Origin of the sequence: Pseudomonas knackmussii B13, from assembly GCF_000689415.1 — a bacterium.
GTDB classification, from domain to species: domain Bacteria; phylum Pseudomonadota; class Gammaproteobacteria; order Pseudomonadales; family Pseudomonadaceae; genus Pseudomonas; species Pseudomonas knackmussii.
On the sequence record NZ_HG322950.1, the window covers coordinates 2253408 to 2278887 of the forward strand.

General features: G+C 66.1%; 21 protein-coding genes. 7 read left to right on the plus strand and 14 right to left on the minus strand.

Annotated elements, in window-relative coordinates; all coding sequences use genetic code 11:
• Nucleotides 1-26 precede the first annotated feature (26 nt).
• From PKB_RS10725 to PKB_RS10740, 4 genes are read right to left on the minus strand one after another with little or no spacing between them, the layout of a single operon-like run.
• Nucleotides 27-1316: an SEL1-like repeat protein gene (locus tag PKB_RS10725; protein WP_043251577.1), complete on the minus strand. Its 1290-nt coding sequence runs from the start codon at nucleotides 1314-1316 to the stop codon at nucleotides 27-29.
• Nucleotides 1316-3181: a phospholipase gene (locus tag PKB_RS10730; protein WP_043251580.1), complete on the minus strand. Its 1866-nt coding sequence runs from the start codon at nucleotides 3179-3181 to the stop codon at nucleotides 1316-1318. Before PKB_RS10730 ends, PKB_RS10725 begins: the two co-directional genes overlap by 1 nt.
• Nucleotides 3174-3593, minus strand: a complete 420-nt coding sequence (locus PKB_RS10735; protein ID WP_043251582.1) for a hypothetical protein — start codon at nucleotides 3591-3593, stop codon at nucleotides 3174-3176. Before PKB_RS10735 ends, PKB_RS10730 begins: the two co-directional genes overlap by 8 nt.
• Nucleotides 3590-6631 carry a type VI secretion system Vgr family protein gene (locus PKB_RS10740; protein WP_084166608.1) on the minus strand — a complete coding sequence of 1014 codons (3042 nt, stop codon included), beginning with the start codon at nucleotides 6629-6631 and terminating at the stop codon, nucleotides 3590-3592. Before PKB_RS10740 ends, PKB_RS10735 begins: the two co-directional genes overlap by 4 nt.
• Before the next feature lie 565 nt (nucleotides 6632-7196).
• Between PKB_RS10740 and mqo the strand changes: the two genes are divergently transcribed.
• A complete protein-coding gene (mqo, locus tag PKB_RS10745; RefSeq protein WP_043251585.1) occupies nucleotides 7197-8834 on the plus strand; it encodes a malate dehydrogenase (quinone) in 1638 nt (545 codons plus the stop codon).
• Between the two features lie 159 nt (nucleotides 8835-8993).
• On the opposite strand, the gene PKB_RS10750 is transcribed toward mqo, so the two are convergent.
• From PKB_RS10750 to PKB_RS10775, 6 genes are all read right to left on the minus strand, one after another.
• Nucleotides 8994-9809 carry an ABC transporter permease gene (locus PKB_RS10750; RefSeq protein WP_043251588.1) on the minus strand — a complete coding sequence of 272 codons (816 nt, stop codon included), beginning with the start codon at nucleotides 9807-9809 and terminating at the stop codon, nucleotides 8994-8996.
• 4 nt (nucleotides 9810-9813) lie between these two features.
• On the minus strand, nucleotides 9814-10647 hold the full coding sequence (locus tag PKB_RS10755; RefSeq protein ID WP_043251590.1) for an ABC transporter permease: 834 nt from the start codon (nucleotides 10645-10647) through the stop codon (nucleotides 9814-9816).
• A gap of 10 nt (nucleotides 10648-10657) precedes the next feature.
• Entirely contained in the window at nucleotides 10658-11773 is a 1116-nt protein-coding gene (locus tag PKB_RS10760) for an ABC transporter substrate-binding protein (RefSeq protein ID WP_043251593.1), read from the minus strand.
• A gap of 52 nt (nucleotides 11774-11825) precedes the next feature.
• Nucleotides 11826-12911, minus strand: a complete 1086-nt coding sequence (locus tag PKB_RS10765; protein WP_043251595.1) for an ABC transporter ATP-binding protein — start codon at nucleotides 12909-12911, stop codon at nucleotides 11826-11828.
• Between the two features lie 123 nt (nucleotides 12912-13034).
• Complete coding sequence (locus PKB_RS10770; RefSeq protein WP_043251597.1) at nucleotides 13035-13958, minus strand: LysR substrate-binding domain-containing protein; 924 nt, start codon at nucleotides 13956-13958, stop codon at nucleotides 13035-13037.
• A 6-nt stretch (nucleotides 13959-13964) separates the two neighbouring features.
• Nucleotides 13965-15008, minus strand: coding sequence for an AraC family transcriptional regulator (locus PKB_RS10775; protein WP_043251600.1), 1044 nt, complete (start codon nucleotides 15006-15008; stop codon nucleotides 13965-13967).
• Between the two features lie 103 nt (nucleotides 15009-15111).
• On the opposite strand from PKB_RS10775, the gene PKB_RS10780 reads away from it, so the two are divergent.
• Complete coding sequence (locus PKB_RS10780) at nucleotides 15112-16860, plus strand: amidohydrolase (protein WP_043251602.1); 1749 nt, start codon at nucleotides 15112-15114, stop codon at nucleotides 16858-16860.
• Complete coding sequence (locus tag PKB_RS10785) at nucleotides 16857-17768, plus strand: CobW family GTP-binding protein (protein ID WP_043251604.1); 912 nt, start codon at nucleotides 16857-16859, stop codon at nucleotides 17766-17768. Before PKB_RS10780 ends, PKB_RS10785 begins: the two co-directional genes overlap by 4 nt.
• 246 nt (nucleotides 17769-18014) lie before the next feature.
• On the opposite strand, the gene PKB_RS10790 is transcribed toward PKB_RS10785, so the two are convergent.
• From PKB_RS10790 to PKB_RS10800, 3 genes are all read right to left on the minus strand, one after another.
• Nucleotides 18015-19328 carry an NAD(P)/FAD-dependent oxidoreductase gene (locus tag PKB_RS10790; RefSeq protein ID WP_043251606.1) on the minus strand — a complete coding sequence of 438 codons (1314 nt, stop codon included), beginning with the start codon at nucleotides 19326-19328 and terminating at the stop codon, nucleotides 18015-18017.
• A 142-nt stretch (nucleotides 19329-19470) separates the two neighbouring features.
• Entirely contained in the window at nucleotides 19471-20835 is a 1365-nt protein-coding gene (locus PKB_RS10795) for a glutamine synthetase family protein (RefSeq protein WP_043251608.1), read from the minus strand.
• Between the two features lie 165 nt (nucleotides 20836-21000).
• On the minus strand, nucleotides 21001-21189 hold the full coding sequence (locus PKB_RS10800; protein WP_043251610.1) for a hypothetical protein: 189 nt from the start codon (nucleotides 21187-21189) through the stop codon (nucleotides 21001-21003).
• Between the two features lie 177 nt (nucleotides 21190-21366).
• On the opposite strand from PKB_RS10800, the gene PKB_RS10805 reads away from it, so the two are divergent.
• Together PKB_RS10805 and PKB_RS10810 are read left to right on the plus strand one after the other, a co-directional pair.
• Entirely contained in the window at nucleotides 21367-21636 is a 270-nt protein-coding gene (locus PKB_RS10805; RefSeq protein ID WP_043251612.1) for a MoaD/ThiS family protein, read from the plus strand.
• Between the two features lie 20 nt (nucleotides 21637-21656).
• Entirely contained in the window at nucleotides 21657-22763 is a 1107-nt protein-coding gene (locus PKB_RS10810) for a WD40/YVTN/BNR-like repeat-containing protein (RefSeq protein ID WP_043251615.1), read from the plus strand.
• Between the two features lie 38 nt (nucleotides 22764-22801).
• Here the strand turns inward: PKB_RS10810 and PKB_RS10815 are convergent, their stop codons facing one another.
• Complete coding sequence (locus tag PKB_RS10815) at nucleotides 22802-23056, minus strand: hypothetical protein (protein ID WP_043251617.1); 255 nt, start codon at nucleotides 23054-23056, stop codon at nucleotides 22802-22804.
• A gap of 152 nt (nucleotides 23057-23208) precedes the next feature.
• Between PKB_RS10815 and PKB_RS10820 the strand changes: the two genes are divergently transcribed.
• Nucleotides 23209-24129, plus strand: coding sequence for a LysR family transcriptional regulator (locus tag PKB_RS10820; RefSeq protein WP_043251619.1), 921 nt, complete (start codon nucleotides 23209-23211; stop codon nucleotides 24127-24129).
• 260 nt (nucleotides 24130-24389) lie between these two features.
• Complete coding sequence (locus tag PKB_RS10825; RefSeq protein WP_043251621.1) at nucleotides 24390-25406, plus strand: iron ABC transporter substrate-binding protein; 1017 nt, start codon at nucleotides 24390-24392, stop codon at nucleotides 25404-25406.
• Nucleotides 25407-25480 lie beyond the last annotated feature (74 nt).

Here is a 25480-nt window from a genome sequence, read left to right on the forward strand (position 1 = left end):
CATCAAGTGTTGTTGGCGGTGCTGTTCTACGCATCGCCGTAAAGTACCCATCTCACGGATTCAGGACCTTTGGTGACCTTGTCCGGCAGGGGCCACAGGCGGGTGTAGCGACGTTCGATCACCAGAGTGGGCATGCGCTCGCCTTGTTGGAATCGGCGAATGGTGCTGCCTTCGACGGTCGACCAGTAATTGTCCACGCCGATGATCTGCCAGTAGCCGCTGCGCGGGCAGGCTTCGCCACTGTTGCAAATGGGCTCCGGCGAACGGGCGCGAACGAAGGCGGGCGAACCGGGCATGGGGCGACCGGTCTTTGGGTCCAGCAGCTTGGCCTTGGCCAGTTCCTGGATCAGCGACTCGCTGGGTTTGGGCGGTTGGATATTGGCCTTGCGCTCTTCCACCCACTTCAGCTTGCCATCCCACGGCGGCAACTTGGCCGGCGGTAGCGGAACGATTTCGTTGATCTCGGGGACTTTGGGTTGGGCGTAGGAATAGCCCGAAAGCATGTTGCCGATTTTCTCGTAACGTTCGGTGCGCTCGTGGTCTTCAGGTTGGCCAATGTAATTCAGCTCGTCCGTTGCCTTAGGCCCCCGAAAACCATACTCCAAGAAACTTGCAGAAGTTTCATCACCAGCTGCTACGCCTAATTGGAATGCTTCGAGAGCCGTTTGAAAGTGCTTATTTCCTTTTAGATATACGCCGAGATTCAGTGCTGCTTCGCCGTGTCCCTGCTCAGCCGCACACCAATACAACTGAAGCGCGATTTCCGGAGCCATATTGCTCGGCTCCAGTTTGTCACCAACGTAGTATTGAGCTTCTGCATTACCTTCGTCGGCTGCTTTACGGAAGTAACGCAGGGCCATTTCCGGATCCTTTTGCAATCCGGCTGAGCCTTGTTGCAGGAAGTAGCCGATGAAGAAGTAACCTCGGGCCACCTTCGCATCGATCAGTCGCTGGCTCATACGTAGGTGCTCGGCGCCTTTAAGCGTGTAGTGCCCGCGCATCGCACCGTTCTGCAGATTGATATTGGCCTTGTAATGGTCGTTCTCGCTAGCAATTCGGTAGAGCCGCTCAATCTCCGCATACACACTGGGCTCTTGTTTGAGCAGGTTGTTCTTTTCCAGCCAGCGGGCATATTGGAACAGCACATCGCTGTCCGCCGAAGGGGCGGGGATAGTCTCGTATTTGCAAGTAAAGGTGAGGTTGGCCTTGGTCTGTGAAAGCCGGTCCACGTGAAAGTCCTTCTTCGGATAGGTAACAGAATTGCTGGCGCTGCAAGCGGCCAATAGCAGACTGGAAAGCAGCAGGAGGCGGCGCATCAGTCGAGATTCCACAGGGTTGATTTTCCATAATGGAACTCCACAAGCGAGGCAAAGGGACTATTCCTCTGCTCTTTGTTGCCTTGGCGCCTTCGGTTTTCCTTGATCATTTTTTTCCAAGCGTCGAATGCATCCTTCGGCTGATCCTGCGCCCCCATCCCCGCCGTATGCAGCTCCCACAACCGCCGCCTCAGCGCCTGGCTCACGCTCGCCCACTCGTGGGCAATGTTCAGTTCGCTATCCACTTCCATGCTGCGGGTATTGAGGTTGGCCGAGCCGTGGGTGGTGAAGACGTCGTTGACGATCATCAGCTTGGAGTGGATGTACACCGGCATACACGGCTTGCCCGGCGGTGAGTCGGGGGCCACCAGCGAGCAGACGTGGACCTTCAGGCCGGGGATGTCCTGCGAGTGGACGGTGCTCTGTTCGATGGCCTTGATCTCCTCGCCATAGCGAGCCTCCCACTCGGCGAGCCGCCACTTTCCATAGAAGTCCTTGGGACCATCCGGGCGCGGCTTCGGTGGCGCCGCTTGCTTCGCCTCGTCGATGAGCATCTGCTTGGTCACCTCGGGGATGGTGTCGGCGCGGCCCAGGCATTCGAGCATGCGCTGGGTATTGACTGTGCCCTTGCCCATGCCCTCGTCGGTGTCGTTGGTGACCACGAACAGGTGCACGTTGCCGTGCTCTTCTGGTTTGCGGCCCATGCGCATCTGCGCGTCGACCGTTTTCTTCAGCGCCTCGGCGAACGGTGGCCAGCGGAAGTACTGGTTCTCGACGTAGACGAATTGCGTGGTGTTGTTGACGGTCTGCAGGTAGAGCTTCTCGATGTCGCGCACGCCCACCTGCGCCTGGGTGCGCAGCAGTTGCGCCATCAGTGCGGTGCCGTCGTCCTGGTTGCCGCCGCGGAAGGGGAAGCGCTTGGCCGACTCATGCAGGTCCGAGTGCAGCGCGGGCAGGGTTTCGCCGGTTTCCTTCTGCCAGGCCTGGGCGAAGTTGCGGTGGAGGTATTCCAGGATCGGCCCGGTGACCCGGCAGGAGATGTCCTGGCGCGGGGTGAAGCCGCGCGGGCCACGGTTGGGAGCGGGCTTGTCGGTTCTCCCGCGGCGCAGTGCAGTGTGGTTATCGGTGTCCCAGTATTCGTCGAGCATGTTGTGGCCCATGACGAAACCCACCGTATCCGCTGGCAACTCGTAGTCGACCAGGACCATCTTCTGGTGGTGGGTGGCGCTGTTGGCCATGGTCCAGATCGAGCTGTCGCTCAACGCCTTGTCCACGCTGTGCTCGCGCAGGTGGCCCTCGATCCGCTTGCGTTCGTCGCCGTCGAAATCGCGGCCGACGAACAGCGGTCGGTGGGCCGCCGCCAGCCCCGCCGCCTCGTCGTCGGCGACCGCGTACTCGGAGAACCAGCGGTGGTCGAAGTCGTGTTGCTCGGGCGTGGCGCTCTGCATCGTTGCGTCCCAGAAGTACGGGGCATTACCTGGCAGGTTGGCTTCGCCCGCAAGGCCGGCGAAGTTCCAGAACATCCGCCAGCCGAGCACACGCACCTTCACGCCCTGCTTTGCCTTGCGCTCCAGCAGCTCGCCAATGCACAACTCGCTCAAGGCATCGGGGTCGTCGTGGTAACGGCGGTCGCGAACGAAATACATCGATGGCTGGAAGCCCCAGCAGATGATGTTCACCGACTGCTTGGCCTTGGCGATGGCCAGGTGCACGGCGGCGAAGGCTTCCTCGCCATTGACCAGCGGCTTGTAGCGCGCCTGCATCTGCGGGTATTCGCTGTCGGCCACGAACCAGGGGGCGGTGCAGGTGGCTTCGTTGGTGTGTTGAAGGGCGATGGGGACGACGATGTCGCACAAGTCATTCATGTTGCTTCTCCATTTTCGTCGACAGGCTCCACCCCTTGAGTGCTTCCGAAACCACGACCAGCCCGGCCATCACGACACCGGGAGCGTGGCCGGCCAATGGCAACAGCAGCGACACCGACGGGGAGAGAAAGAAAAGCCGCAATGGAATCTGAGCGATCCCGAGTACGCGGTTGAGCGGGTGGGCGAAGAGAAAGAGCACCGCGCTGATGACGATGGAGCACTGCAGCACCCAGGCAAGCAGTCCGACACTGGCCAGGCCAGTGCCGAGCTGATCGTTGAGCGCCAGGACTCCGGATAGGTCACTCCAGAAAGGAGTTCGTCCCGCGTTCCAACTGTGCAGGCTGTACCAGGCGACCTGGAACAGATCCAATGCTCCCCAGACACGCAGTATCCGCTTGCCGGAAAGGCTCATGGTGTCACCTCCTTCTTCTCGTAAACCTTGTCCGCCATTACCGGTTGCCAATGCCAGGACGTGCCGGACAACTGCCAGTCATCGGGCCCTTGCAGGAAGGCTTGCTCCACTCGTCGTTGCTCCCCGTAGCGGTAAATCGCTGAGGTTGAAGCAAGATGGTTTTCCTCTTCCGCCAATGGCTGCCAGACCTGAACCAAGGTGCGTCGAGTGTTCTCGTAATCCTTGCCTTCGGAGCCGAACAGCCGCCCCTCATCCCCCAGGGATGCGAGTCGATTGAGGAACATCTGCCCGGCATTGCTCACGCCGTGGTAGTTCGTTTCCTGTGTCAGCCATTTACCTGGCCCGCTTTGGGTTGGAGTCGAGCTCTCCGGGTTTACCGATGGCTCGTTGTCGCCCGCCAACAGTTCCGAATAGAGATTGCGGCGATCCATTTGCGAGCCGTGCTTTTGCAGCCCGCGATTGGCCAACTGGCCTTGCTCGGGGTTGCGGTAGTCGGTGGGGACCGGCACCTGGTAACGGATGCCGTTGGCCAGTTCCACGCTGTACTGCCGGGTGACGACCTGGTGATCGAGGGTCAGGTGGCCGCTGTCATCCAGCACGCCTTTCTGCAGCGGCGCGCCGTCGGCGTAGAGGGTGTAGGGCATTCCGGCCCAACTTCCCTGGGGGGCGTTCGGGGTTTGTGGGAGGCGGAATTTCAAGCGTTGCGCGGACTGCAGTTTCGGGTAGTCCGGGTGGGTGGCCTTCATGCTGGCGGGGCCTTGGCGATTCACACGGGCCTTGATGATGAAGTCGCCACTGCCCAACTCAGCCGATGCCGATGACAGGCTGAAATAGCTGCCGCCACCGTTTAGGACGATCTTCTTCTTGGCGGTGAAATGGATTTCGCCTTCGCTGCAGATGATGTCCAGCCCGTGGCGGGCGAGCAGTTGCATCGCATCGTTCTGCGCTTGCAGCGTGACCGGCCCTGCGTTGGCGATGAACTTGAGCCCGAGCTTCTTGGCGAACAGGCTGATGACTTCACCAGCGGCCACGGTGAAGCGCTTGAGCACCGTGGTGTCGGCGCTGCCGCCCGCTACTGCGATCAGATTCTGGCCGGCCGCTTGTTGTAGGTTGCCGGGTGTGGTCAGGGCGATGCCTGCCGGTGCCGACATCAGCAGGCCGGCGTCCCGGAGTTGGTCGAGCGAGTCCTTGAGTTGCTCTGCATGAGTAGTGTCGGCCGGTATTGCCTTGGCCTGGGTGGCGTCTTGCATCAGGCGTTGTGCCAGTTCCAGTGCCTGGTTGATCTGCTCCATGGCGCTGTTCATCTCGAGCATCGAGCCCTGCGCCCGTGGCTGTTCATCAGCCGTGATGAACAGCCCCTTGCCGGCCCGAATGGCGCCATGCCCATCCGTACGCAGCTCGAAACCGGCCCCGCGCGGATTGGGGTTCGGCCGCTCGCTATCGACCAGATGCCCGAGGCTCAGCTGGCTCTTGCCGCTGTGCTCGGTACTGAGCTTGACGTGCTCTTTTCCGCGCTCGTCGTCCATGCGCAGTTTGTTGTTCGCTGGGGTGCGCAGGACGTTGCGCTTGTAGTTGTAGAGGGTGACGTGGTCCGGGTTTCGGCTGTCGTGCAGGGCGTGGGCGATGTAGGGGCGATCCGGGTCGCCCTGTTCGAAGGCCACTGCCACTTCGGTGCCGGCAATCAGCGGCAGGTGCAGGCCGTGGGTGTCGCCGGCGTAGGGGCGGGCCAGGCGTAGCCAGAGGCTTTCTTGCCCGGCGGGCCAGGCGTCGCGGTCGAAGAGGAAATTGACCTTGTAGCGACCTTCCTTATCGATGTGGCCGTACGGGTCGTTCTTGCGCGTGCTGGTCACGCGGGCCGGCACGGTGCCGGCGATGCTCAGTTTCTTGGGCAGCGGTGGGCGGAAGCTGTAGTGGTCGGCGTCGGGGATGGCTTGGAAGCTGACTTCGAAGCTGCTGTCGCGGGCGGCCTTGCAGGTCAGGCTGACAATCAGCACGCCCTTCTCGAAGGCTTGCGGCGCGCCGCCGTCGATCTTCAGCACCTGGCCCGGAAGCAGCATCGCGCTGCTGCTGGTGCCGCTCAGGCGGGTCTGCTGGTTGAGGTAGCGTTCGTGGGCCAGGCGCGCGTGGAAGAAGCTTTCGTCGCTGCGGTGCTCGTGGTCGAAGGCGTCCCCGGGTTTGGTGTAGGGCTCGGCGTAGTGGTAGGCCTCGCCATAGGTGGTTTTCGCGCCGCGAGTGAGGTCGACTTCGGCATCGAGATCGGCCCAGGCCTCGCGGGGGTTGTAGCTGCGGGCGAAGACGCCGGCTTCCACCACCTGGTGGCTGGCCTGCAGGTTCCACACGCTGTCGGCGGCGTTGCTCTGCAGTCCCGACTGCGGGCGCAGCGGCAGGCTGTGGCCGTACTCGCACAATTTCCGCGAGTCGCCGATCTCCATTACCTCGATGCCCAGGCGCTGGTCGGTGGTGATGCGGTAGTAGAGGCCACTCTCGGCGAGGATGCGCTGGACGAATGCCAAGTCGCTCTCGCCGTACTGCATCACCTGTTCGCGACGCGGATACTCCCGGCTCAGGGTGAAAAGGAAGTCCTGTCCGCGCCAGCTGTGAGGTGCCGCACGCAGCACCTGCTCGACGATCTCCGGCACGCTCTGGTCCTGGTAGATGCGGTACTGGATGCCGCGCTCGAGCAGGGCCAGCCGTGGCTGCAGGCGCACTTCGTAGCGGGCTTCGTCGCGCGAGGCGGACAGGCGCTTGAAGGCGGTGATCACGCCGTGCAGGGTGCGCAACGGCAGGACGGGCTGCGGGTTGAAGCTGAACTTCGGGGTCGGATCGGGCGCGGCATACAGGCTGAAGCTGGCGCGTTGGCCGAGCATGGTTTCGGCAGCGATATCGCCCGCGCTGCTGGTGAATTCGATGTGGTAGCTGAACGGCTGGCTCAGGCCCTCTTCACCGGTGAAGGCGAGAACGTCGAGCGGTGCGTCGCAATCGCTGACACTGAGCTTGTGGCGGGAATGGTCGAAAAACGAACGGACTGGATCGAGCACGAACGGAGCCTCCTTTGCGATGCCGCAACCGAGGCAGAAATCCGTGGATCAGTCGGGCCAGGGCTCTACCTCGAGCCGTTCGCGGCACTACCTCGCCGCGATGGGGGCAGGAGTAAATTCGCCGGCCCGCAACAACTCAACAGGAAGTCGCATGCTTGCCTTGGATTCAGACAAGTCCTACATGAATTGGCGCCGAATCCCTGTGCGATTGGGCCTTGAGGTGAGGGGAAGTGCTGGCAGGCGGGCAGGGGCGGTGCCTTCGGAAGATGCCGGCGGCCGACCCTCGGCGGTTGGTGATCAAGGGCGGCTCGGGTAGAATGCTCAATCGTTTCAGCACGCTTCACCCAGTTTCCCGGTCCACCTGCCGTACCTCTGGCCCCCGCTGCTGCAACCTCCCTCCAGCTGACGCATAGCAACGTATAAACCCGCAGGCCTCGGAGGATCGCAACCCTGTCCCAGCCGTCCCGGACGCCATCCTGGCGCGCGCTTTCGCGCGGCCGGCGGCCGGGTTCGCCCGCCTAGAAGCCGGCGGGGCAGATCAGGCTCCATCCAACGGGAATCCCACATGCTGAAGAAACTGAGCGGAGCACTGCTGTGCCTTGCCGTATCCGCTTTCACCTGCGCGCAGGCCGCCGAGCCGCGCAAGGTCGACGTGCTGCTGATCGGCGGCGGCATCATGAGCACCACCCTGGGCGTCTGGCTGCACGAGCTGCAGCCGGACTGGTCCATGGAATTGGTCGAGCGCCTGGACGGCGTCGCCCAGGAAAGCTCCAACGGCTGGAACAACGCCGGAACCGGGCACTCCGCCCTGGCCGAGCTGAACTACACGCCGGAAGACAAGGACGGCAAGGTCAGCATCGCCAAGGCCGTCGAGATCAACGAGTCCTTCCAGATCTCCCGGCAGTTCTGGGCCTGGCAGGTGCGCAACGGCGTGCTGAAGAATCCGCGCTCGTTCATCAACTCCACGCCGCACATGAGCTTCGTCTGGGGTGACGAGAACGTCGCCTTCCTGCGCAAGCGCTACGAGGCGCTGCAGGCCAGCCCGCTGTTCCGCCCGATGCAGTACTCCGAGGACCCGGCGCAGATTGCCAAGTGGGTGCCCTTGATGATGGAAGGCCGCGATCCGAAGCAGAAGGTCGCTGCGACCTGGACGCCCATCGGCACCGACATGAACTTCGGCGAGATCACCCGCCAGTTCGCCGATTACCTGACGGCGCAGCCGAACTTTGCGATGAAGCTTTCCAGCGAGGTCGAGAACATCACCCGCAATGCCGATGGTTCCTGGCGGGTGGAGTACAAGAACCTGAAGACCGGTGCTGTCACCGAGACAGACGCGCGCTTCGTCTTCATCGGCGCCGGCGGTGGCGCGCTGCGCCTGCTGCAGAAGTCCGGCATCCCCGAGGCCCGTGACTACGCCGGCTTCCCGGTGGGCGGCTCGTTCCTGGTGACCGACAACCCGGCGATCGCCCAGCGCCACCTGGCCAAGGCTTACGGCAAGGCCTCGGTAGGGGCGCCGCCGATGTCCGTGCCGCACCTGGATACCCGCGTGCTGGACGGCAAGCGGGTGATCCTCTTCGGGCCCTTCGCCACCTTCTCCACCAAGTTCCTCAAGCAGGGTTCCTACCTGGACCTGCTGGCCAGCACCAACACCCACAACGTCTGGCCGATGACCCGCGTGGGCATCGACGAGTACCCGCTGGTGGAATACCTGGCCGGCCAGCTGATGCTTTCCGACGACGACCGCATGGCGGCCCTGCGCGAGTACTTCCCGCAGGCGAAGAAGGAAGACTGGCGCCTGTGGCAGGCGGGGCAGCGTGTGCAGATCATCAAGCGCGACCCGGAGAAGGGCGGGGTGCTGAAGCTGGGCACCGAGATCGTCGCTTCGGCCGACGGCAGCATCGCCGGCCTGCTAGGCGCGTCGCCCGGCGCCTCGACCGCCGCGCCGATCATGCTCAACGTGCTGGAGAAGGTGTTCAAGGACAAGCTGGCCACCCCCGAGTGGCAGGCCAAGGTCCGCCAGATCGTGCCCAGCTACGGGACGAAGCTGAACGACAGCGCCGAGCGCACCTTCGAGGAATGGACCTACACCAGCCAGGTGCTGCAACTGGACCCGCCGCCGGCCATCGCTCCGGCCACGTCCGGCCCGTCCGCTGCATCGCAAGCGCCGGTGCCGGCCAAGGCGTCCAGCGACATGGCGCTCTGATCCGCGCACTGGGCAACCAGGACAGGCTGATGGAAAAAAGGTCGGCCCCCGTTTGGGTGCCGGCCTTTTTCGTCGGGGAAGGGCGCAGGAGGGGGCGGCCGAGGCGTTGTCCGTTGCGCCGACAAGTCGGGCAGCGCCGCGGCCGTCCCCTCCTGCGATTCAGTGCCCGGCGGGCTTGGCGGCGACGCGCTGGGCGAGCATGCGGCCGAGCAGGGCGAGGAGGGTGATGGCGATCAGCAGCACCGAGATGGCCGCCACCGCCGGGTCGATGTTGTCGCGCAGGCCCGACCAGATCTGCCGGGGCAGGGTGTTGACCTCGGTGCTGGTGACGAACAGGGTCACGGCGATCTCCTCCCAGGACAGCGCGAAGCACAGTAGCGCGGTGCTGGCCACGCCCAGCTTGAGGTTGGGCAGCACCACCATGAAGGTGGTTTGCGCCAGGCTCGCGCCGAGGTTGCGCGCGGCCAGTTCGATGCGCCGGTCCAGTTGGCTCAGCGCCACCAGCATGGTCACCACGCCGTAGGGCACCACCATCACGATGTGGGCGATGCTCAGGCCGACCAGGGTGTCGTAGCCCAGGCCCGGGGCGTACTTGCTGACCGTGGTTTCCATGAAGTACAGGACCATCGCCGAGATCATCGGCGGGATCGCCATGGGCAGCAGCACCAGGCCGATCAGCAGGGTCGCCCAGCGCGAACGCAGGTACCAGATGCCGAGGGCGAAGCTCACCGCCAGGGCGCTGGCGACCACGCAGGTGATGCTCGCCACGGCCAGGCTCTGGCCGATCGCCGAGAGCCACTCGGGACTGTCCACCAGCGCCTGGTAGTGGCGCAGCGACCAGTGCCCGTCGGGCATCGAGAGGAAGCGCTTGCTGGTGAAGGACACCGGGATCACCGCCAGCAGCGGGAAGACCATGAAGATCATCGCCATGGCGGCGAGCAGGCGGCTGGGCGCCCGGCTTTCGTGTGCGTTCATCGTCTCAACCCACCAGTTTGTCGACGCGGGTCATGCGCAGCAGCGCCCAGATCAGCCCCGCCACCAGCGCCAGCAGCACCACGCTGAGCGCCGCGCCCAGGCCCCAGTTGCTGGTCTGGAACATCTGCAGGTAGACGTACTCGGCCACCATCACCGTCTGCCCACCGCCGAGGATCGCCGGGGTGATGAAGAAGCCCAGGCAGAACACGAAGACGATGATGAAGGCGCCGAGGATGCCGGGGATGGTCTGCGGCACGAAGATGTTCCAGAAGGTGCGCAGTTGCCCGGCGCCCAGGCCGCGCGCGGCGAGCAGCACGCGCGGGTCGAGTCGGCGCATGGTCGAGACCAGCGGGAAGAGCGCGAAGGGCACCATGAAGTGGACCATGCCGATCACCACCCCCAACTCGTTGCGCGTCAGCTGCAAGGGCTCGCTGATGATCCCCAGGCTCTGCAGCCAGCCATTGAGCAGGCCATTGCTGCGCAGGGCGATCAGCCAGCCGAAGGCGCGCACCAGCACCGACAGCCAGAAGGGGATGAACACGCAGATCTCGACCATGCGCTGCCAGAACGGCGGGCTGAACACCCAGCAGTAGGCCATCAGGTAGGCGATCACCAAAGCCAGCACGCTCACCGTGGTGCACAGGCGGAAGGTGCGCCAGAGCACGTCGTGGATCGCCGGGTCGCTCGCGATGCGCTGGTACTGCTCCACGCCCGGGGTGGGCAGGCTGAAACTCCAGCCCACCACCCCGGCGAAGGGCAACACGTAGAACAGCAGCAGCACCACCGGCAGCGGCGCCAGCAGCAACGCGAGCTTGAGCCGCGAGGGGTTCTCGGCCATGGCCGTCACCTCACTTGGAGACGTGGGTCAGGTACTGCTCCAGCGCCACGGCGTAGTGGTCGGTGTACCACTCGTGGCTGAGCATCACCTGCTTGGACAGGTTGTCCGGATCGGTGCAATTCAGGTGGCGCATGTCGGCCGGGATCAGCGAAGCCGCCGCCGGGTTGGCCGGGCCGTTGCAGAACAGCTTGAACAGCTCGACCTGCGACTGCGGGTCCTGGGCGTAGGCGATGAAGCGCATGGCCGCGTCCTTGCCCGCCGGGTTGCCCTTGAGCACGCCCCAGTTGCTGCAGCCGAGCAGGGCGTTGTCGAAGGTCCACTTGATGCGGCCCTCGCTGTCCTCGGTGATGACCTTGGCGCGGGTGTTCCAGACCGCGCCCATGCTCACTTCGCCTTCGATCAGCAGCTGCTGGGTCTCGGCGCCCGAGCCCCAGAAGGCCAGCACGTGCGGCTTGAGTTCGTCGATCTTCTTCAGCGCGCGCGGCACGTCCAGCGGGTAGAGCTTGTCGGCCGGGACGCCGTCGGCCAGCAGCGCGGCCTCGAGCATGCCGTTCATCCACTTGTACAGGGTGCGCTTGCCGGGGAAGGTCTTCACGTCCCAGAAGTCCGCCCAGGTCTTGGGTGCCTTGTCGCCGAAACGCTCGCTGTCGTAGGCGATCACGTAGCTGAGCATGTAGTCGGCGATGCCGTATTCGTAGGCGAAGCCGGGCAGCACCTTGTCCTTGGAGACGATGCTGTAGTCGATCGGCTCGACCAGGTTTTCCTTGCCCAGGTTCTGCAGGATCGAGCTTTCCGCATCGACCACGTCCCAGCTCACCCGGCCGCTGCTCATCTGGGTGCGGATGGCGCCTTCGGTGGGGCCACTGCCGTCGATCTTCACCGGGATGCCGGTGGCCTTGGAGAAGCCCTCGGTCCAGGCCTTGCCGAACGCCTTGATGGCGTCGCCGCCCCAGTTCACCACCACCAGCGGCTTGTCGCCGGCGGCGAAGCTCACGCCGCTGCGCAGGGCCAGCGGCAGGGCGGCCATCAGGCCCATGCCCTTGAGGAAGGTACGACGGTCGATCTGGCCACGCTTGGCCTTTTCCATGAGGACTTCGATGCAGTCTTGCTGGTGCGGATTGAACATGTGGGCAGCTCCCAGGCAGAGGGGATGGCGAAAAAGGAAAGACGCGGGGCGATCAGGCCAGCAGCAGGCTCTTCTCGATCGGCCAGCTCAGCCACACGCGCGAGCCGTGGTCGAGGTTCGCGGCGCGGTGTTCGGCGTGTACCGCCAGGCTCATTGGCAACGCGCCTTCGGCGGCGGTAGCCAGGCCCAGTTCGGTGCTGGCGCCCTGGTAGGTCTTGCTGGTCAGCACGGCCTGCACGACGTTGTGGCCGCTCAGGCTCGGTGGCGCGTCATGCAGTTGCATGTGCTCCGGGCGCACCGCCAGCAGCGGCGCGGCGGCGTCCAGCGCGGGGGAGAATTCGGCATGCAGCTTGGCGTCGCCGAAGTGCCCGCAGGCCAGTTCGCCGGCACGGCCGACCTGGCTCAGCGGGAACAGGTTCATCTTGCCGAGGAACTCGGCGACGAAGCGGTTGCTGGGCTGGTTGTAGATGGCGTGCGGGGTGTCGATCTGCGCCAGGCGGCCACGGTTGAAGATGGCGATGCGGGTCGACAGGGCGAGGGCTTCGTTCTGGTCGTGGGTGACGAACACGAAGGTGGTGCCGACCTGCCGGTGGATGCGCTGCAGCTCTTGCTGCAGTTGCTCGCGCAGGTTCTTGTCGAGCGCCGAGAGGGGTTCGTCGAGCAGCAGCAGGTCAGGTTCGAAGACCAGCGCGCGGGCGATGGCCACGCGTTGCTGCTGGCCGCCGGAGAGCTCGCCGGGGCGCTTGCCCAGGTGTTCGCCCAGGCCGACCACTTCGAGCATGCGGCGCACCCGGCGGTTGCGTTCCTCGGCTTTCATGCCGCGGATCTTCAGCGGGAAGGCGACGTTCTCGTCGATGGTCATGTGCGGGAAGAGCGCGTAGCCCTGGAACACCATGCCGAAATTGCGCTTCTCCGCCGGACGCCGGGTGATGTCCGCACCGAGCGCTTCGAGGCGGCCGCTGGAGGGGTCCTGGAAGCCGGCGAGGATCATCAGGAAGGTGGTCTTGCCGGAACCGGAGGGGCCGAGCAGGGTGAGGAATTCACCTTGCTGGATATCGATGGAAACATCGCTCAGGGCATGGAAATCGCCGTAACGCTTGCCGATGTCAATGGCACGGAGCTGGGTCTGTTGCTGCACTGCGCTGACCTCGTCTTTTCTTGTTCTTGTGTGGGAACCGACTGATCGGTCAGTACCCTTTTGCGCAGTATTGTCAAATCCCCCTTCGCTTCAATCGCGATTTTTCGCCGTCATTGTTCAATTTCATTCACCAGTCAGGCTGGTGCGACTGCCCTTGCGGAACTGCTCGGAGAGCCGCAGTTCGGCCAGCATCCAGGCCTTGAAGGCGAGCACGTCGGGGCGTTCGCTCTTGGCCGCGTCGGTGACGAAGTAGTAGCGGTTCGGCGGCTCGATGGCGACGTTGAACAGCCGCACCAGCTGGCCTTTGTCCATGGCGTCACCGCTGACCAGCGCATCGCCCATGGCCACGCCCTGGCCGGCGATGGCTGCCGACTGCACCAGGTGCGCGTCGGAAAAGACGATGCCGTTGCGCACGTTGAGGTCGCGCACGCCGGCGGCAGCCGCCCAGAGCAGCCAGTCCGAGTGATCGACCATGTGCAGCAGCGGCAGGTTGGCCAGGTCTTCCGGCGAATCCAGGCCCCCGGCGGAGTTGAGCAGCGAGGGGCTGCAGACCGGGAAGGTGTCGAGGGTGGCGATCAGCTCCACGTGCAGGTCCGGCCAGTCGCCCACGCCGTAGGCGATGAACAGGTCGACATCGCGCTCGCTGACGTCATCGGGAATACGCGGCGACACCAGGTTCAGTTCCACCCGTGGGTAGGCGCGCTGGAACTTGCCGATCTGGTGGCACAGCCAGTAGGTGGCAAAGCCCGGCGTGCAGCTCACGCACAGGCGCCCGGCAATTTCGGCGGCGTCGGTGAAGCGCCGCGCCTCGTTGAGGATCGCCAGCGCACGCTGGGTTTCGCGGGCGAAGCACTCGCCGTTGTAGGTGAGGACGATGCCGCGCCCGGCTTTTTCGATCAGCGCGGTGTCCAGGCATTCCTCCAGGCTGCGCAGCTGGTGGCTGACCGCGCTGCGGGTGAGGCTCAGTTCGGCGGCCGCCGCGGACAGGCTGCCGAGGCGGGCGACGGCGTCGAGCACGCGCAGGGCGGTCATCGAGGGAAAACGCATGGCGGGTTACTCCTGGCTGGATCGCGCGCGTTGCTGGCGGAAGCCTTCCGGGGTGGTCCCGGCATGGCGCAGGAAGGCGCGGTGGAAACTGGTGACGTGTTCGTAGCCGAGCAGGAAGGCGATCTCCTGCAGGCTCAGCCGGCTGGCCAGCAGGTAGCGCTCGGCCAGGGCCATGCGCACCTCGTAGACCACGCTCTTGAAGGTCAGGCCGTGGGCGCGCAGGCGTCGCTGCAAGGTGTGCGGCGGCAGGCGGAAGTGCGCGGCGGCCTGTTCCAGGTCCGGCAGCGGCACGCGGGCGTTCTGCAGCAGGTAGAAGCGCAGGTCGTCGGGCAGCGCCTCGCCGCTTTCGAAGCTGGCCAGGGTGACCGCGCCCTGGGCCTGGCACAGGCGCAGCACCGAGGGGTTGGAGGTGGAGAAGGGGCGGTCGTGGAATTCCCGCGGGATGCGCAACTCGGCGCGCGGCGCGGCGAACTCGACGCGGCCGGGGAAGAGTTCGGCATAGACCGCCGCGTGGGCCGGCGCGGGGTAGGGCAGGTGCACCTGCATGCCGGCGCAGTCGGCCAGCTCCGGCAAGCGCTGGCACAGCCAGCGCCAGGTGCTGCTGAACCATTCCTCGGTCAGCGCCTGGGCCTCCGGCGGGCTGAACGGCGGCAGCGCCAGGGCCAGCACCAGGTGCTCGCCGTGCTCCTCGCGGGCGACGTGGATCGGGTGCGGCAGCAGGCTGGAGGGTTGGCCGAGGGAAATGTCCCAGGAGCGCCGCAGGTTGGCCGCGCTGATCAGCGCGTAGCCGATCACGCCAAGGTCGAAGAGGTTGTAGCGCTGGCCCAGGCGCAGGAAGAAATCGCTGGCGCCGAGCAGCCCGGCGGTCTGGCGCAGCAGGCGGTAGTAGCGGGCGAAGGTCATGGCCGCGGCGGCCTCGGCGGGCTCTACGCCCAGCCCGGCGAGCAGCGGCGCGAGCGGTGGCAGGCCGCGGCGTGCCTGCCATTCCTCGAGGAAACGCTGATACAGCTGGCGCGCGGCGTAGTCTATTTCTGACTGCTGGTCGGGCATGGCGAAGGTTGTCGTCTGGAGCTAGCGAGTTGTCATCTTATGCTAGTCAGGCGGTGTTGGCAGCTCCCTATACTCGGCCAAAACAACAAGAGGAGCTCCGACCATGACGGCGCCCGATGCCTTCCGTTCTTCCCATTCACCTGCCCATCGCCACGCCGACCTGCTGCTGCGCAACGGCCGCTTCTACACCCTCGACCCGGCGCTGCCGTGGGCCGAGGCAGTGGCCATCCGCGACGGTCGCTTCATCGCCGTCGGTTGCTTCGAGGAGCTGCAGTACCTGGTCGGCCCGCAGACCCTGGTGCGCGGCCTCGAAGGCGCCTTCTGCATGCCCGGCCTGCACGACATGCACACCCACCCGGACCTCGCCCTGGCGCCGCGCTATGCCGACGACCTCGACGTCGGTATCGAGGACCCGACCCCCGAACAACTGGCCGCAGCCATCCACGCCTATGCCGACAGCCACCCCGGCGACGGCTGGGTCTACGGCCAGTACTGGGTGCGCTACACCTTCCGCGAAGCCGGGCTGAAGCCGGGCCGCGAGTGGCTCGACAGCGTCATGCCGGACCGCCCGGTGGCGCTGCTCGACCGCATGTGGGGGACCATGATGGTCAACTCCCGCGCCCTCGAACTGGCCGGCATCGACGCCAAAACGCCGGACCCGCGCAACGGCTACCTGGAACGCGACGAGCTGACCGGCGAGCCCAACGGCCTGCTGATCGACGGCGCCTACGCGCTGATCCACGCCGCCATGCCGCCGACCCCGGTGGACGTGCTGCGCCGCGCCTATCGCGACGGCGTGCATTTCCAGAGCGCCCGTGGCGTCACCGCGAGCAAGTACGTGCACGTCTGCGAACACCGCCTGCAAGCGCTCAAGGAGCTGGACGACGCCGGCCAACTGACCCTGCGCGTGGAAGCGGCGATCAGTTGGCAGGACGACATCTTCCCGGTGCGCAGGCGCTGGGAGCTGCTCAGCGGCGAGCGCCACTACTACCGCAGCGCGCGGCTGTCGGCGAACGCGGTGAAGTTCCACTTCGACGGCACCGTCGAACCGCGCTCGTCCTTCCTCATCACCCCCTGGCCGGGCGAGGACAGCTGGCGCGGCAAGCTCAACCTGACCCCCGAGCACATCACCGACATGGTGGTGGACATGGACCGCCGCGGCATCCGCGTGATCGCCCACTGCACCGGCGACGGCGCCTCCGACGTGTTCCTCGATGCGGTGGCCGAAGCCCGCCGGCGCAACGGCTTCAGCGGCATCCGCCACCAGTGCGCGCACAGCACCCTCCTGCATCCGGGCAACCTCAAGCGCTTCCGCGAGCTGGACGTGATCGCCGAGTTCTCCCCGGCAGCCTGGTACCCGACCCCGTTCGCCAGCGGCGCGCGCTCCGGCTACGGCGCCGAACGCCTGAAACGCATCTACGACTACAAGGGCGTGCTCGCCGTCGGCGGCCTCGCAGTGATGGGCACCGACTGGCCGGTGGCGTCCATCGACCCCTGGCTGGCGCTGGAAACCATCGTCACCCGGCAGAACCCGTGGAACGACGACCCGGCCTGCTTCGGCGAGCCGATCAGCCTGGAGCAGGCGCTGAAGGTGGTGACCCTCAACGGCGCCCACGCGATGAACCTGGAGCACCTGACCGGCAGCATCGAGGCCGGCAAGTCGGCGGACTTCATCGTCCTCGACCGCGACCTCTTCGCCCAGCCGGCGCGCAACTACATCCACCGCACCCAGGTGCAGCTGACCTTCGTCGAGGGCCGTCCGGTGTACGACCAACAGGGCGTCTTCGCCGACACCCCGTTGCGCTCGGTCTGGCAGGGCGAAGTACCGAAGATCATGGGAGAGGCGCAATGAGCATCCCGGTGACCGTGGTCGCCGGCTTCCTCGGCGCCGGCAAGACCACCCTGCTGCGCCGCCTGGTGCAGCAATGCGCCGGGCAGCGCCTGGCGCTGATCGTCAACGACTTCGGCGAGCTGAACATCGACGCCGAGATGATCGCCGAGCAAAGCGATGCGGTGTACGCGCTGCAGAACGGCTGCCTGTGCTGCACCATGCAGGACGACCTGCTGGCCCAGCTCGGCCGCCTGGCGGCGACGCAGCCGCCGGTGGAACGCATCGTCATCGAATGCAGCGGCGTGGCCGATCCGCAACCGATCATCCAGGCGCTGGGCTACCCGCAGCTGCGCAAGCACATGCACCTGGACGCGCTCATCACCCTGGTAGACGCCGCGCGCCTGCAGCCGCTAGAGGGCGAGTACGCGCAGCTGGAACGCCGCCAGGCGGCGGCAGCGGACCTGCTGTTGCTGAACAAGGCCGACATCGCCACGCCGGAACAGATGCAGGCGCTGCGCGAAAGATTCGGTGAGCCGCGGCGCATGTTGGAAACCGTACAGGCGCAGATTCCGGACGAACTGCTCTACGGCGAACGCCCGGATGCCAGACCGCAACGCCTGTTGCCGGCCAGCGGCGTGAACCACGGCGAGATGTTCGACAGCTGGACCTGGCGCCACAACGGCCAGCTCGACCCGCAGCGCCTGCGCGCCTGGCTCGATCAATTGCCGGAAGGGCTGTTCCGCCTGAAAGGCCGCATCCAGGTCAGTGGCCGCGAACAACCGCTGTGGCTGCAGTACGTCGGCGGTCGCAGCCAGTTCCTCGCGGCGCAGGCGGAGGAGGGCGACAACTGCCTGGTGTTCATCGCCAGCGCCAACGCCCATCTGCGCGAGAGCCTGGAAGCCGGGCTGGAGCAGTGCCTGGCGGCGTGAAGGTGCCCCACGGATATGCCTGGCGCCTTTCCCTCTCCCGCAAACGGGGGAGGGAGCTGTTCGGCGCGGCGGGGGTAACCGGCGTTACCCCGTAGGAGCGGATATCATCCGCGAAAATCCCCGCACCGAAGCCACCCTGTAGGAGCGCGCCATGCGCGCGAATCGCGGCCATGGGCCGCTCCTACAAGGAAACACCGTGCCGCGCGATTCGCTGACAAGGTCCGCTCCTAAAAGGCGCTTTGGACCTCAACGGAATTTCTCGAGCAGCTGGTAGTACCACATGCCGGCGGCCAGCATCGGGTTGCCGAACACATCGCCCAGCGGCACCTTCACGTGCTTGCATTGGGCGAAGCTGTCGAACTTCTCCAGGTCGCCGGTCATCGCCGTGGCCATGATCTCGCCCATGATGTGGGTGGTCGCCACGCCGTGGCCGGAGTAGCCCTGGCAGTACCAAACGTTGTCCGAAAGCTTGCCCAGCTGCGGGATGCGGTTCATCACGATGCCCATCGCGCAGCTCCACTGGAACTCGATTTCCACGCCTTTCAGTGCCGGGAAGGTGCGCTCGATGCAGGGGCGCAGCTCGCCGGCGATGTCGCGCGAGTCGCGCCCGGAGTAGTTGGCGCCGCCGCCGAACAGCAGGCGGCCGTCGCCGGTCATGCGGTAGTAGTCGAGGACGAAGCGGCAGTCGTAGACCGCCAGGTCCTGCGGGTTGATCTGCTTGGCCAGCTCGCCCAGTGGCTTGGTGGTGACGATGCCGCCCATGGCCGGGAAGATCATGCCCTTGAGCTTCTTGCGCTCCAGCTTGTGGTACACGTCGCCGGCCAGCAGCACTTGTGCGGCGTTGATCCGCCCCTGGGTGGTGACGACCGCCGGGCGCGCACCGTGGATGATGTCCTGCACCTCGGAGTGTTCGAAGATCAGCCCGCCCAGGCTTTCCAGCGCCTTTGCCTCGCCGATGCACAGGTTCAGCGGGTGCAGGTGCATGTTGCGCATGTTCTTGATGGCGCCGCAGTAGAGGTCGCTCTGCAGGTGCTGGCGCACACCGGCGCCGTCGAGCAGGGTGACTTCGTCGCCCATGCCGCGGCGCACGGCTTCTTCATAGGAGGCTTCCAGCTCGGCCATGTGCGAGGGCTTCATCGCCGCATGCAGGTGGCCGTGCTTGAGGTCGCAGTCGATGCCGTACTTGGCCACGCGGTTCTTGATGATTTCGTGGCCGCGCCAGCGCAGGTGCCAGATGAAGTCGTCGACGTCGGAGCCGAGCCACTGCTGCATCTGCTTGCGCATCGCGCTGTCGCCGGAAAGGCTGCCGGTGACCTGGCCGCCGTTGCGCCCGCTGGCGCCCCAGCCGACCTTGTTGGTCTCAACGATCGCCACCTTGTAGCCGCGCTCGGCCAGCTCGACGGCGGTGGTCACGCCGGTGAAGCCGCCGCCGATGATGGCGATGTCGACGTTCACCTCACCTTGCAGGGTGGGGTAGTCGGTCTCCACGGCCAGGCTGGCGGAGTAGTAGGACGGGGCGCGCTCGGGGGCGGCTTTGGCGGGTTTTACTGCGGCGTTCATTGCGGTGTTCCTGTTGTTGTTCGTTTTCCCGAGCCCTGTGGGGAGCGGGCTGATGTCTTGTTCCTCTGGGTTCCCGCGTTCGCGGGAATGACGGTGGAAAGATTCGTCTCCCCCGCGAACGCGGGGGCCCAGCAAACTGGCCTCATGCCTGGGTCAGATACCAGCGCCAATCCTGCTCGCCGACCTCGCCCATGAACTGGCGGTACTCGGCCTGCTTGACCTTCAGGTAGACGCCGAGGAATTCGTGGCCCAGGGCATCACGGGCCCAGCTGGAGCGCTCCAGCGCGCGCAGCGAGGTCAGCCAGTCGGTGGGCAGCAGTTCCTTGGCCTGGGCATAGCCGTTGCCCTCGACGGGCGCGCCCGGGTCGATGTTCTCGCGGATGCCGCGGTGGATGCCGGCGAGGATCGCCGCGGCAGCCAGGTAAGGGTTGGCGTCGGCGCCGCAGATGCGGTGCTCGACGTGCCGGGTGTGCGCCGGGCCGCCGGGTACGCGCAGGCTGACGGTGCGGTTGTCGCAGCCCCAGGTCGGCGCCAGCGGCGCATAGCTGTTGGCCTGGAAGCGGCGGTAGGAGTTGGCGTTGGGGCAGAACAGCAGCAGCGAGTCGAGCAGGCTGGCGAGCATGCCGCCGACGCTCTGGCGCAGCAGCGGGGTGCCTGCCGGGTCCTCGCTGCCGAAGAGGTTCTTGCTTTCGGCATCGGCCAGGGACACGTGCATGTGCATGCCGGTGCCGGCCAGGTCGTCGAACGGCTTGGCCATGAAGCACGCCTGCATGCCGTGCTTGTGCGCCACGCCTTTCACCAGGCGCTTGTAGCGCACGGCCTGGTCCATGGCGAGGAGGGCGTCGCCGTGCTCCAGGGTGATTTCCACCTGGCCGGGGGCGTATTCGGAAATGGCCGTGCGCGCCGGAATGCCCTGGGCTTTGCAGGCGGCATAAAGGTCGGCCAGGAACGGCTCGATCTGCTCCAGTTCGCGCAGGCCGTAGACCTGGGTGGAGCGCGGGCGGCCGCCGTCGGCGTCCAGCGCCGGCTGCGGGCGGCCATTGGCGTCGCGCTTGGCGTCGAGCAGGTAGAACTCCAGCTCGCAGGCCATCACCGGGTGGAAACCGTCGGCCTTGAGGCCATCGATCACCTGGATCAGGACATGGCGCGGATCGGCGATGTCGGCCGGCTTGCCTTCGACCGGGTGCATGCTGACCTGCACGGCGGCGGTGGGAATCTGCCGCCAGGGCAGGCGCACCAGGCTGCCTTGCAACGGGTAGGCGCGGCAGTCGATATCACCGACATCCCAGACCAGTCCCGAGTCTTCGACGTCTTCGCCGTGCAGGGTCAGGCCGAGGATGGTGCTCGGCAAGGGCCGGCCGGATTGGTAGACCGCCAGCAGTTCCTCGCGATGCAGCAGCTTGCCGCGCGGCACGCCGTTGGCGTCGAGGATGAACAGCTCGACCATTTCGATGTCGGGGTTGGCGGCCAGGAAGTCCTGGGCTTCTTGCACGGGAGCGAATTTCATTTTTTGTTCTCGCATAGCGCCGTGGGGCGCGCTGATGACCTGCCGTTCCGCACGAAAGGCGCGCGGGGCTGGGGCAGGCAAGCATGGCAACAGCTACGGCTGGTCGCGGAGCATCGGCGCTCCGTTCAGCGTAGTTGCGTCGGGTGGCCGGGCGCGGGGCGCCCGTCAGCGTGCGGCGTTATCGGGTGGACGCGCGTGACGGCAGTGCCAGAGGGCCCAGAAGGCGAGTTCCAGGGGCAGCGTCAGCGGTTGCAGGACCCGCCAGCGGCAGCGTTCGCGCGGCAGTCGCAGGGTCTCTCCGGCCTGGGAGGCGGAGGCGCTGGCGGCGGCGAAGGGCTGAAGCAGAAGGTGCATGGAGGGCTGCAATGGGGACGATGCCAAGGAGCCTCGCACAGGCAATGGGTGCTTTAAAGCTGAATTCAGTGACACTTGGTTGAGCGAAATCGAAACTGAATGCCCGTCCGGTCGATCCACGCCCCCACGCCGCGGGTGCCTCCTACACTGAGCGAAACCCGTCGGCCGGTCGCCTCCATGGCCCATATCGTCTTTGCCCCGTCGATCCAGCGGCACGTCGAAATCCCCGAGCTGGACCTGCCCGGCACCACCCTCGGTGGCCTGCTGGAAGAGGTGTTTGCGCAATATCCACGGCTGCGCGGCTACCTGCTCGACGACCAGGGCGGGCTGCGTCGCCACGTCACCGTCTTCATCGACGGCCTGCGCCTGCGCGACCGCCTTGGCCTGAGCGATGCGCTGGCGGCGGAAAGCGAGGTCTATGTGGTCCAGGCGCTGTCCGGCGGCTGACCCCAACAAGGAGAGAGCAGATGGACGATCGACTGCTGGTAGCCACGCGCAAGGGCCTGTTCACCTACCTGCGCGATGCCGACGGCGCCTGGCGCGAGGCACGCCAGGACTTCCTCGGCGAGCCGGTCAACATGGTCCTGCCCGATGCGCGCGACGACACCCTTTACGCCGCGCTCGACCTCGGCCACTTCGGCTGCAAGCTCTGGCGCCGGCACGCGGACGGCGAGTGGGAGGAATGCGCGGTGCCGGTCTACCCGCCGCAGCCCGACCCGCTGCCGACGCCGGCCGAGGGCGACGCCCCGCAGGCGCCCTGGAGCCTGCAACTGATCTGGTGCCTGGAGACCGGCGGCACCGAGCAGTGCGGCACGCTCTGGGCCGGGACCATCCCCGGCGGGCTGTTCCGCAGCGACGACCGCGGCGCCAGCTGGAGCTTCAACCGCCCGCTGTGGGACCGCCCTGAGCGCGCCCGCTGGTTCGGCGGCGGCTACGACTGGCCGGGCATCCACTCGGTCAGTGTCGACCCGCGTGACAGCAGCCACCTCACGGTGGGCGTGTCCTGCGGCGGTGTCTGGCAGAGCCATGACGCAGGCGCCAACTGGGTCAACACCACGCGCGGCATGTACGCCGACTACATGCCGCCGGAGCTGCGCGAGGAGGGCGCCATCCAGGACCCGCACCGCCTGGTGCACTGCCCGGCGCAGCCGGAGCGGCTTTGGGTGCAGCACCACAACGGCATCTTCGTTTCCAGCGACGGCGGGCAGAACTGGCAGGACGTGCCGGCGCAGCCCTCCAGCTTCGGCTTCGCCGTCGCGGTGCATCCCACCCGGCCGGACACCGCCTGGTTCGCCCCGGCGACCAAGGACGCCTGCCGCGTGCCGGTGGCCGGGCGCTTCCTGGTCAACCGAACGCGCGATGGCGGCAAGACCTTCGAGGCGCTGGACCGGGGCCTGCCAGAGTCGCCGTGCTACGACCTGATCTACCGCCACGGCCTGGCCGTGGACGACGACGGCGAGCGCCTGGCGCTGGGTTCCACCACCGGTGGGCTGTGGCTGTCGGAAGATGGTGGCGACCACTGGAAGTGCCTGTCCGCGCACCTGCCGCCGATCTACTGCGTGCGCTTCGGTTGAGGCGGCTTCAGGCAGTTGAAATGCATTGAGCTTCGCGCTCAGTGCGGTGGTTCGTCGTCCGAATGCTCGGCGCCGATGATCAGGCGTGCAGCCACCAGCGCCAACAGGCCGATGACTCCGCACAGGGTGACGATGGTTACGCCGGTGCTATCGCCGATGCTGTCGGTCAGCGCGGCCAGGCCGACGGTCAGCAACAGCATGACCATGCCGAACCATTGCGCCATGTCGGCCCAGCGCAGCAGCGTTTCGCGCTGCGGGCCGTGCAGGCCGTGGAAGTGACTGTTCTGCCGCATCGCTTCTTCCTCGTTCTTGTCTGGGCTCCAGACTACGCCGCTGCCAGCAGCACGGCGCACGGGCAGCCGAGCGGTCGCTCGCAACGGCCGGCGCGCGGCTGCTAAGGTAGTCGGCCCCACACCGTCTGGACGTCTGCAGGGAGACGCGCGCGATGAACTTCGACTGGAACGACATTCCCATCCTCCTGGCGCTGGCCCGCCACGGCAGCCTGAGCGCCGCCGGCCGTTCGCTGGGTGTCGATCCCTCGACCATGAGCCGGCGCCTGGTGGCCGCCGAAACTGCGCTGCAGACACGCCTGTTCATCCGCGACAACAACGGCTACCAGGCGACCGACGCCGGCCTGGCCTTCATCGAGTACGGCGAGCGCATCCTCGGCGACGTGCAGAGCATGCTGCTGGAGGCGCGCAGCGAGGCCAGCGCCATCAGCGGCTCGGTGAGCATCACCTCGATCGACTTCCTCTTCAGCCACTGGCTGGTGCAGCACATGCCGCAGCTTTCGCGGACCTACCCGAACCTGCAGTTGCAACTGATCCCGGCCAACCGCTCGCTGTCCTTCACTCGCCGCGAGGCCGACTTCGCCCTGCGCCTGGCGCGCCCGCAGGACGACGCCGCGCTGGTGATGCGCAAGGTCGCCGACATCGGTTTCGCCGTGTACGCCGCCACCGCCTTCAGCCAGCTGCCGCCATGCGACTGGCCGCAGCAGCCCTGGCTGGCCTATGGCGAGGAACTCGACGAAACCCCGGAGATGCAGTGGCTGCGCAACTTCGCGCCGAACGCCAGCTACGCCCTGCGGGCCAGCAGCGTGACCACGCTCACCCACGCCTGCGAGACCGGTCTGGGCATGGCCTTGCTGCCGTGCATCCTCGGCGAGCGCAACGGCCTGGTGCGCCTGAGCGGGCCGGTGGTGGCGCGCGAGATCTGGCTGCTCAGCCACCGCGACGCCGGGCGCATCGGCCGTTTCCAGGCGGTGGCCAACTGGCTGCGCGACATCTTCGACCAGGACGCCGCGCAGTTCAGCGGTGCCAACCTGGCCTGCCGAGACCTGCAGCTGAGCGCATCGGTACAAGGCTGATCCGTCCCGCAATCCCCGAAACAGACACCACGCCGCGCCCGCCACCCGGGCGCGCGGCCCTTTCGTGGGCGACAAGCCGACGAACAGCAGCCTTTGTAGATTGAAATGTAAGTGAGAATGACAACTCTTTAACAACCGAACGACGATCATCGCCGCCGGGAAAGACGGGCAGTCGCCGCGCGCTCACGGATTCGACACCGATCGAGTCGCACGCGCCGGGCGCCGCCTGCCAACGCATTACTGACTGGAGTGGCAAACCGATGAAGAGCGGCAGATTCTCGTTGATCAAGATGGCAGTGCTCGGCGTTGCGCTGGGCGGTTTCGCCGGCGCCTGCATGGCAGCGGACGAGGCGGGCATCGTGGTCTACAACGCCCAGCACGAATCCCTGACCAAGGCCTGGGTCGAAGGCTTCACCCGCGAAACCGGCATCAAGGTCACCCTGCGCAACGGCGACGACAGCGAGATGGGCAACCAGATCGTCCAGGAGGGCAAGGCCTCTCCGGCCGACGTCTTCCTCACCGAGAACTCCCCGGCCATGGTCCTGGTCGACAACGCCGGCCTGCTCGCGCCGGTCGCCCCGGCCACCCTGGCCCAGGTCGGCCCGACCTATCACCCGGCCAATGGCCACTGGGTGGGCATTGCCGCGCGCTCCACGGTGTTCGTCTACAACAAGGACAAGCTCAAGGAAGCCGACCTGCCCAAGTCGCTGCTCGACCTGGCGCAGCCGGAATGGGCCGGGCGCTGGGCTGCATCGCCGGCCGGCGCCGACTTCCAGGCCATCGTCGGCGCGCTGCTGGAGCAGAAGGGCGAGGCTGCGACCCTGAGCTGGCTCGAGTCGATGAAGAGCAACGCCAAGTTCTACCGCGGTAATGTCTCCGTGATGAAGGCGGTGAACGCCGGCCAGATCGATTCCGGCGTGATCTACCACTACTACTGGTTCGGCGACCAGGCCAAGACCGGCGAGAACAGCAAGAACACCGCGCTGCATTACTTCGGGCACAAGGACCCGGGCGCCTTCACCAGCGTTTCCGGCGGCGGCGTGCTGGCCTCCAGCAAGCATCAGGAGCAGGCCCAGGCGTTCCTCAAGTGGATCACCGGCAAACAGGGCCAGGCGGTGCTGCGCGACGGCAAGTCGTTCGAGTACGCAGTGGGCGTCGGCGCGGAGTCCAACGCGAAGCTGGTGCCGCTGGCCAAGCTCGATGCGCCGGCGGTGGAGGCTTCCAAGCTCGACAGCAAGAAGGTCGTCGAGCTCATGACCCAGGCAGGCCTGTTGTAACGTGACCGCGCAAGCATTCGGGCCCGAACCGGGCTCCCGGGCCGCCACCGAGGTGGCGGTGTTGCCACGTCGGC

What these genes read in the sequence shown, in the direction of transcription:
- PKB_RS10735 (WP_043251582.1), bottom strand. Translation starts at nt 3,593, where the DNA reads ATGAGCCTTTCCGGCAAGCGGATACTGCGTGTCTGGGGAGCATTGGAT.
- PKB_RS10780 (WP_043251602.1), top strand. Translation starts at nt 15,112, where the DNA reads ATGACGGCGCCCGATGCCTTCCGTTCTTCCCATTCACCTGCCCATCGC.
- PKB_RS10755 (WP_043251590.1), bottom strand. Translation starts at nt 10,647, where the DNA reads ATGGCCGAGAACCCCTCGCGGCTCAAGCTCGCGTTGCTGCTGGCGCCG.
- PKB_RS10725 (WP_043251577.1), bottom strand. Translation starts at nt 1,316, where the DNA reads ATGCGCCGCCTCCTGCTGCTTTCCAGTCTGCTATTGGCCGCTTGCAGC.
- PKB_RS10815 (WP_043251617.1), bottom strand. Translation starts at nt 23,056, where the DNA reads ATGCGGCAGAACAGTCACTTCCACGGCCTGCACGGCCCGCAGCGCGAA.
- mqo (WP_043251585.1), top strand. Translation starts at nt 7,197, where the DNA reads ATGCTGAAGAAACTGAGCGGAGCACTGCTGTGCCTTGCCGTATCCGCT.
- PKB_RS10800 (WP_043251610.1), bottom strand. Translation starts at nt 21,189, where the DNA reads ATGCACCTTCTGCTTCAGCCCTTCGCCGCCGCCAGCGCCTCCGCCTCC.
- PKB_RS10810 (WP_043251615.1), top strand. Translation starts at nt 21,657, where the DNA reads ATGGACGATCGACTGCTGGTAGCCACGCGCAAGGGCCTGTTCACCTAC.
- PKB_RS10785 (WP_043251604.1), top strand. Translation starts at nt 16,857, where the DNA reads ATGAGCATCCCGGTGACCGTGGTCGCCGGCTTCCTCGGCGCCGGCAAG.
- PKB_RS10795 (WP_043251608.1), bottom strand. Translation starts at nt 20,835, where the DNA reads ATGAAATTCGCTCCCGTGCAAGAAGCCCAGGACTTCCTGGCCGCCAAC.
- PKB_RS10760 (WP_043251593.1), bottom strand. Translation starts at nt 11,773, where the DNA reads ATGTTCAATCCGCACCAGCAAGACTGCATCGAAGTCCTCATGGAAAAG.
- PKB_RS10790 (WP_043251606.1), bottom strand. Translation starts at nt 19,328, where the DNA reads ATGAACGCCGCAGTAAAACCCGCCAAAGCCGCCCCCGAGCGCGCCCCG.
- PKB_RS10730 (WP_043251580.1), bottom strand. Translation starts at nt 3,181, where the DNA reads ATGAATGACTTGTGCGACATCGTCGTCCCCATCGCCCTTCAACACACC.
- PKB_RS10750 (WP_043251588.1), bottom strand. Translation starts at nt 9,809, where the DNA reads ATGAACGCACACGAAAGCCGGGCGCCCAGCCGCCTGCTCGCCGCCATG.
- PKB_RS10775 (WP_043251600.1), bottom strand. Translation starts at nt 15,008, where the DNA reads ATGCCCGACCAGCAGTCAGAAATAGACTACGCCGCGCGCCAGCTGTAT.
- PKB_RS10825 (WP_043251621.1), top strand. Translation starts at nt 24,390, where the DNA reads ATGAAGAGCGGCAGATTCTCGTTGATCAAGATGGCAGTGCTCGGCGTT.
- PKB_RS10820 (WP_043251619.1), top strand. Translation starts at nt 23,209, where the DNA reads ATGAACTTCGACTGGAACGACATTCCCATCCTCCTGGCGCTGGCCCGC.
- PKB_RS10770 (WP_043251597.1), bottom strand. Translation starts at nt 13,958, where the DNA reads ATGCGTTTTCCCTCGATGACCGCCCTGCGCGTGCTCGACGCCGTCGCC.
- PKB_RS10805 (WP_043251612.1), top strand. Translation starts at nt 21,367, where the DNA reads ATGGCCCATATCGTCTTTGCCCCGTCGATCCAGCGGCACGTCGAAATC.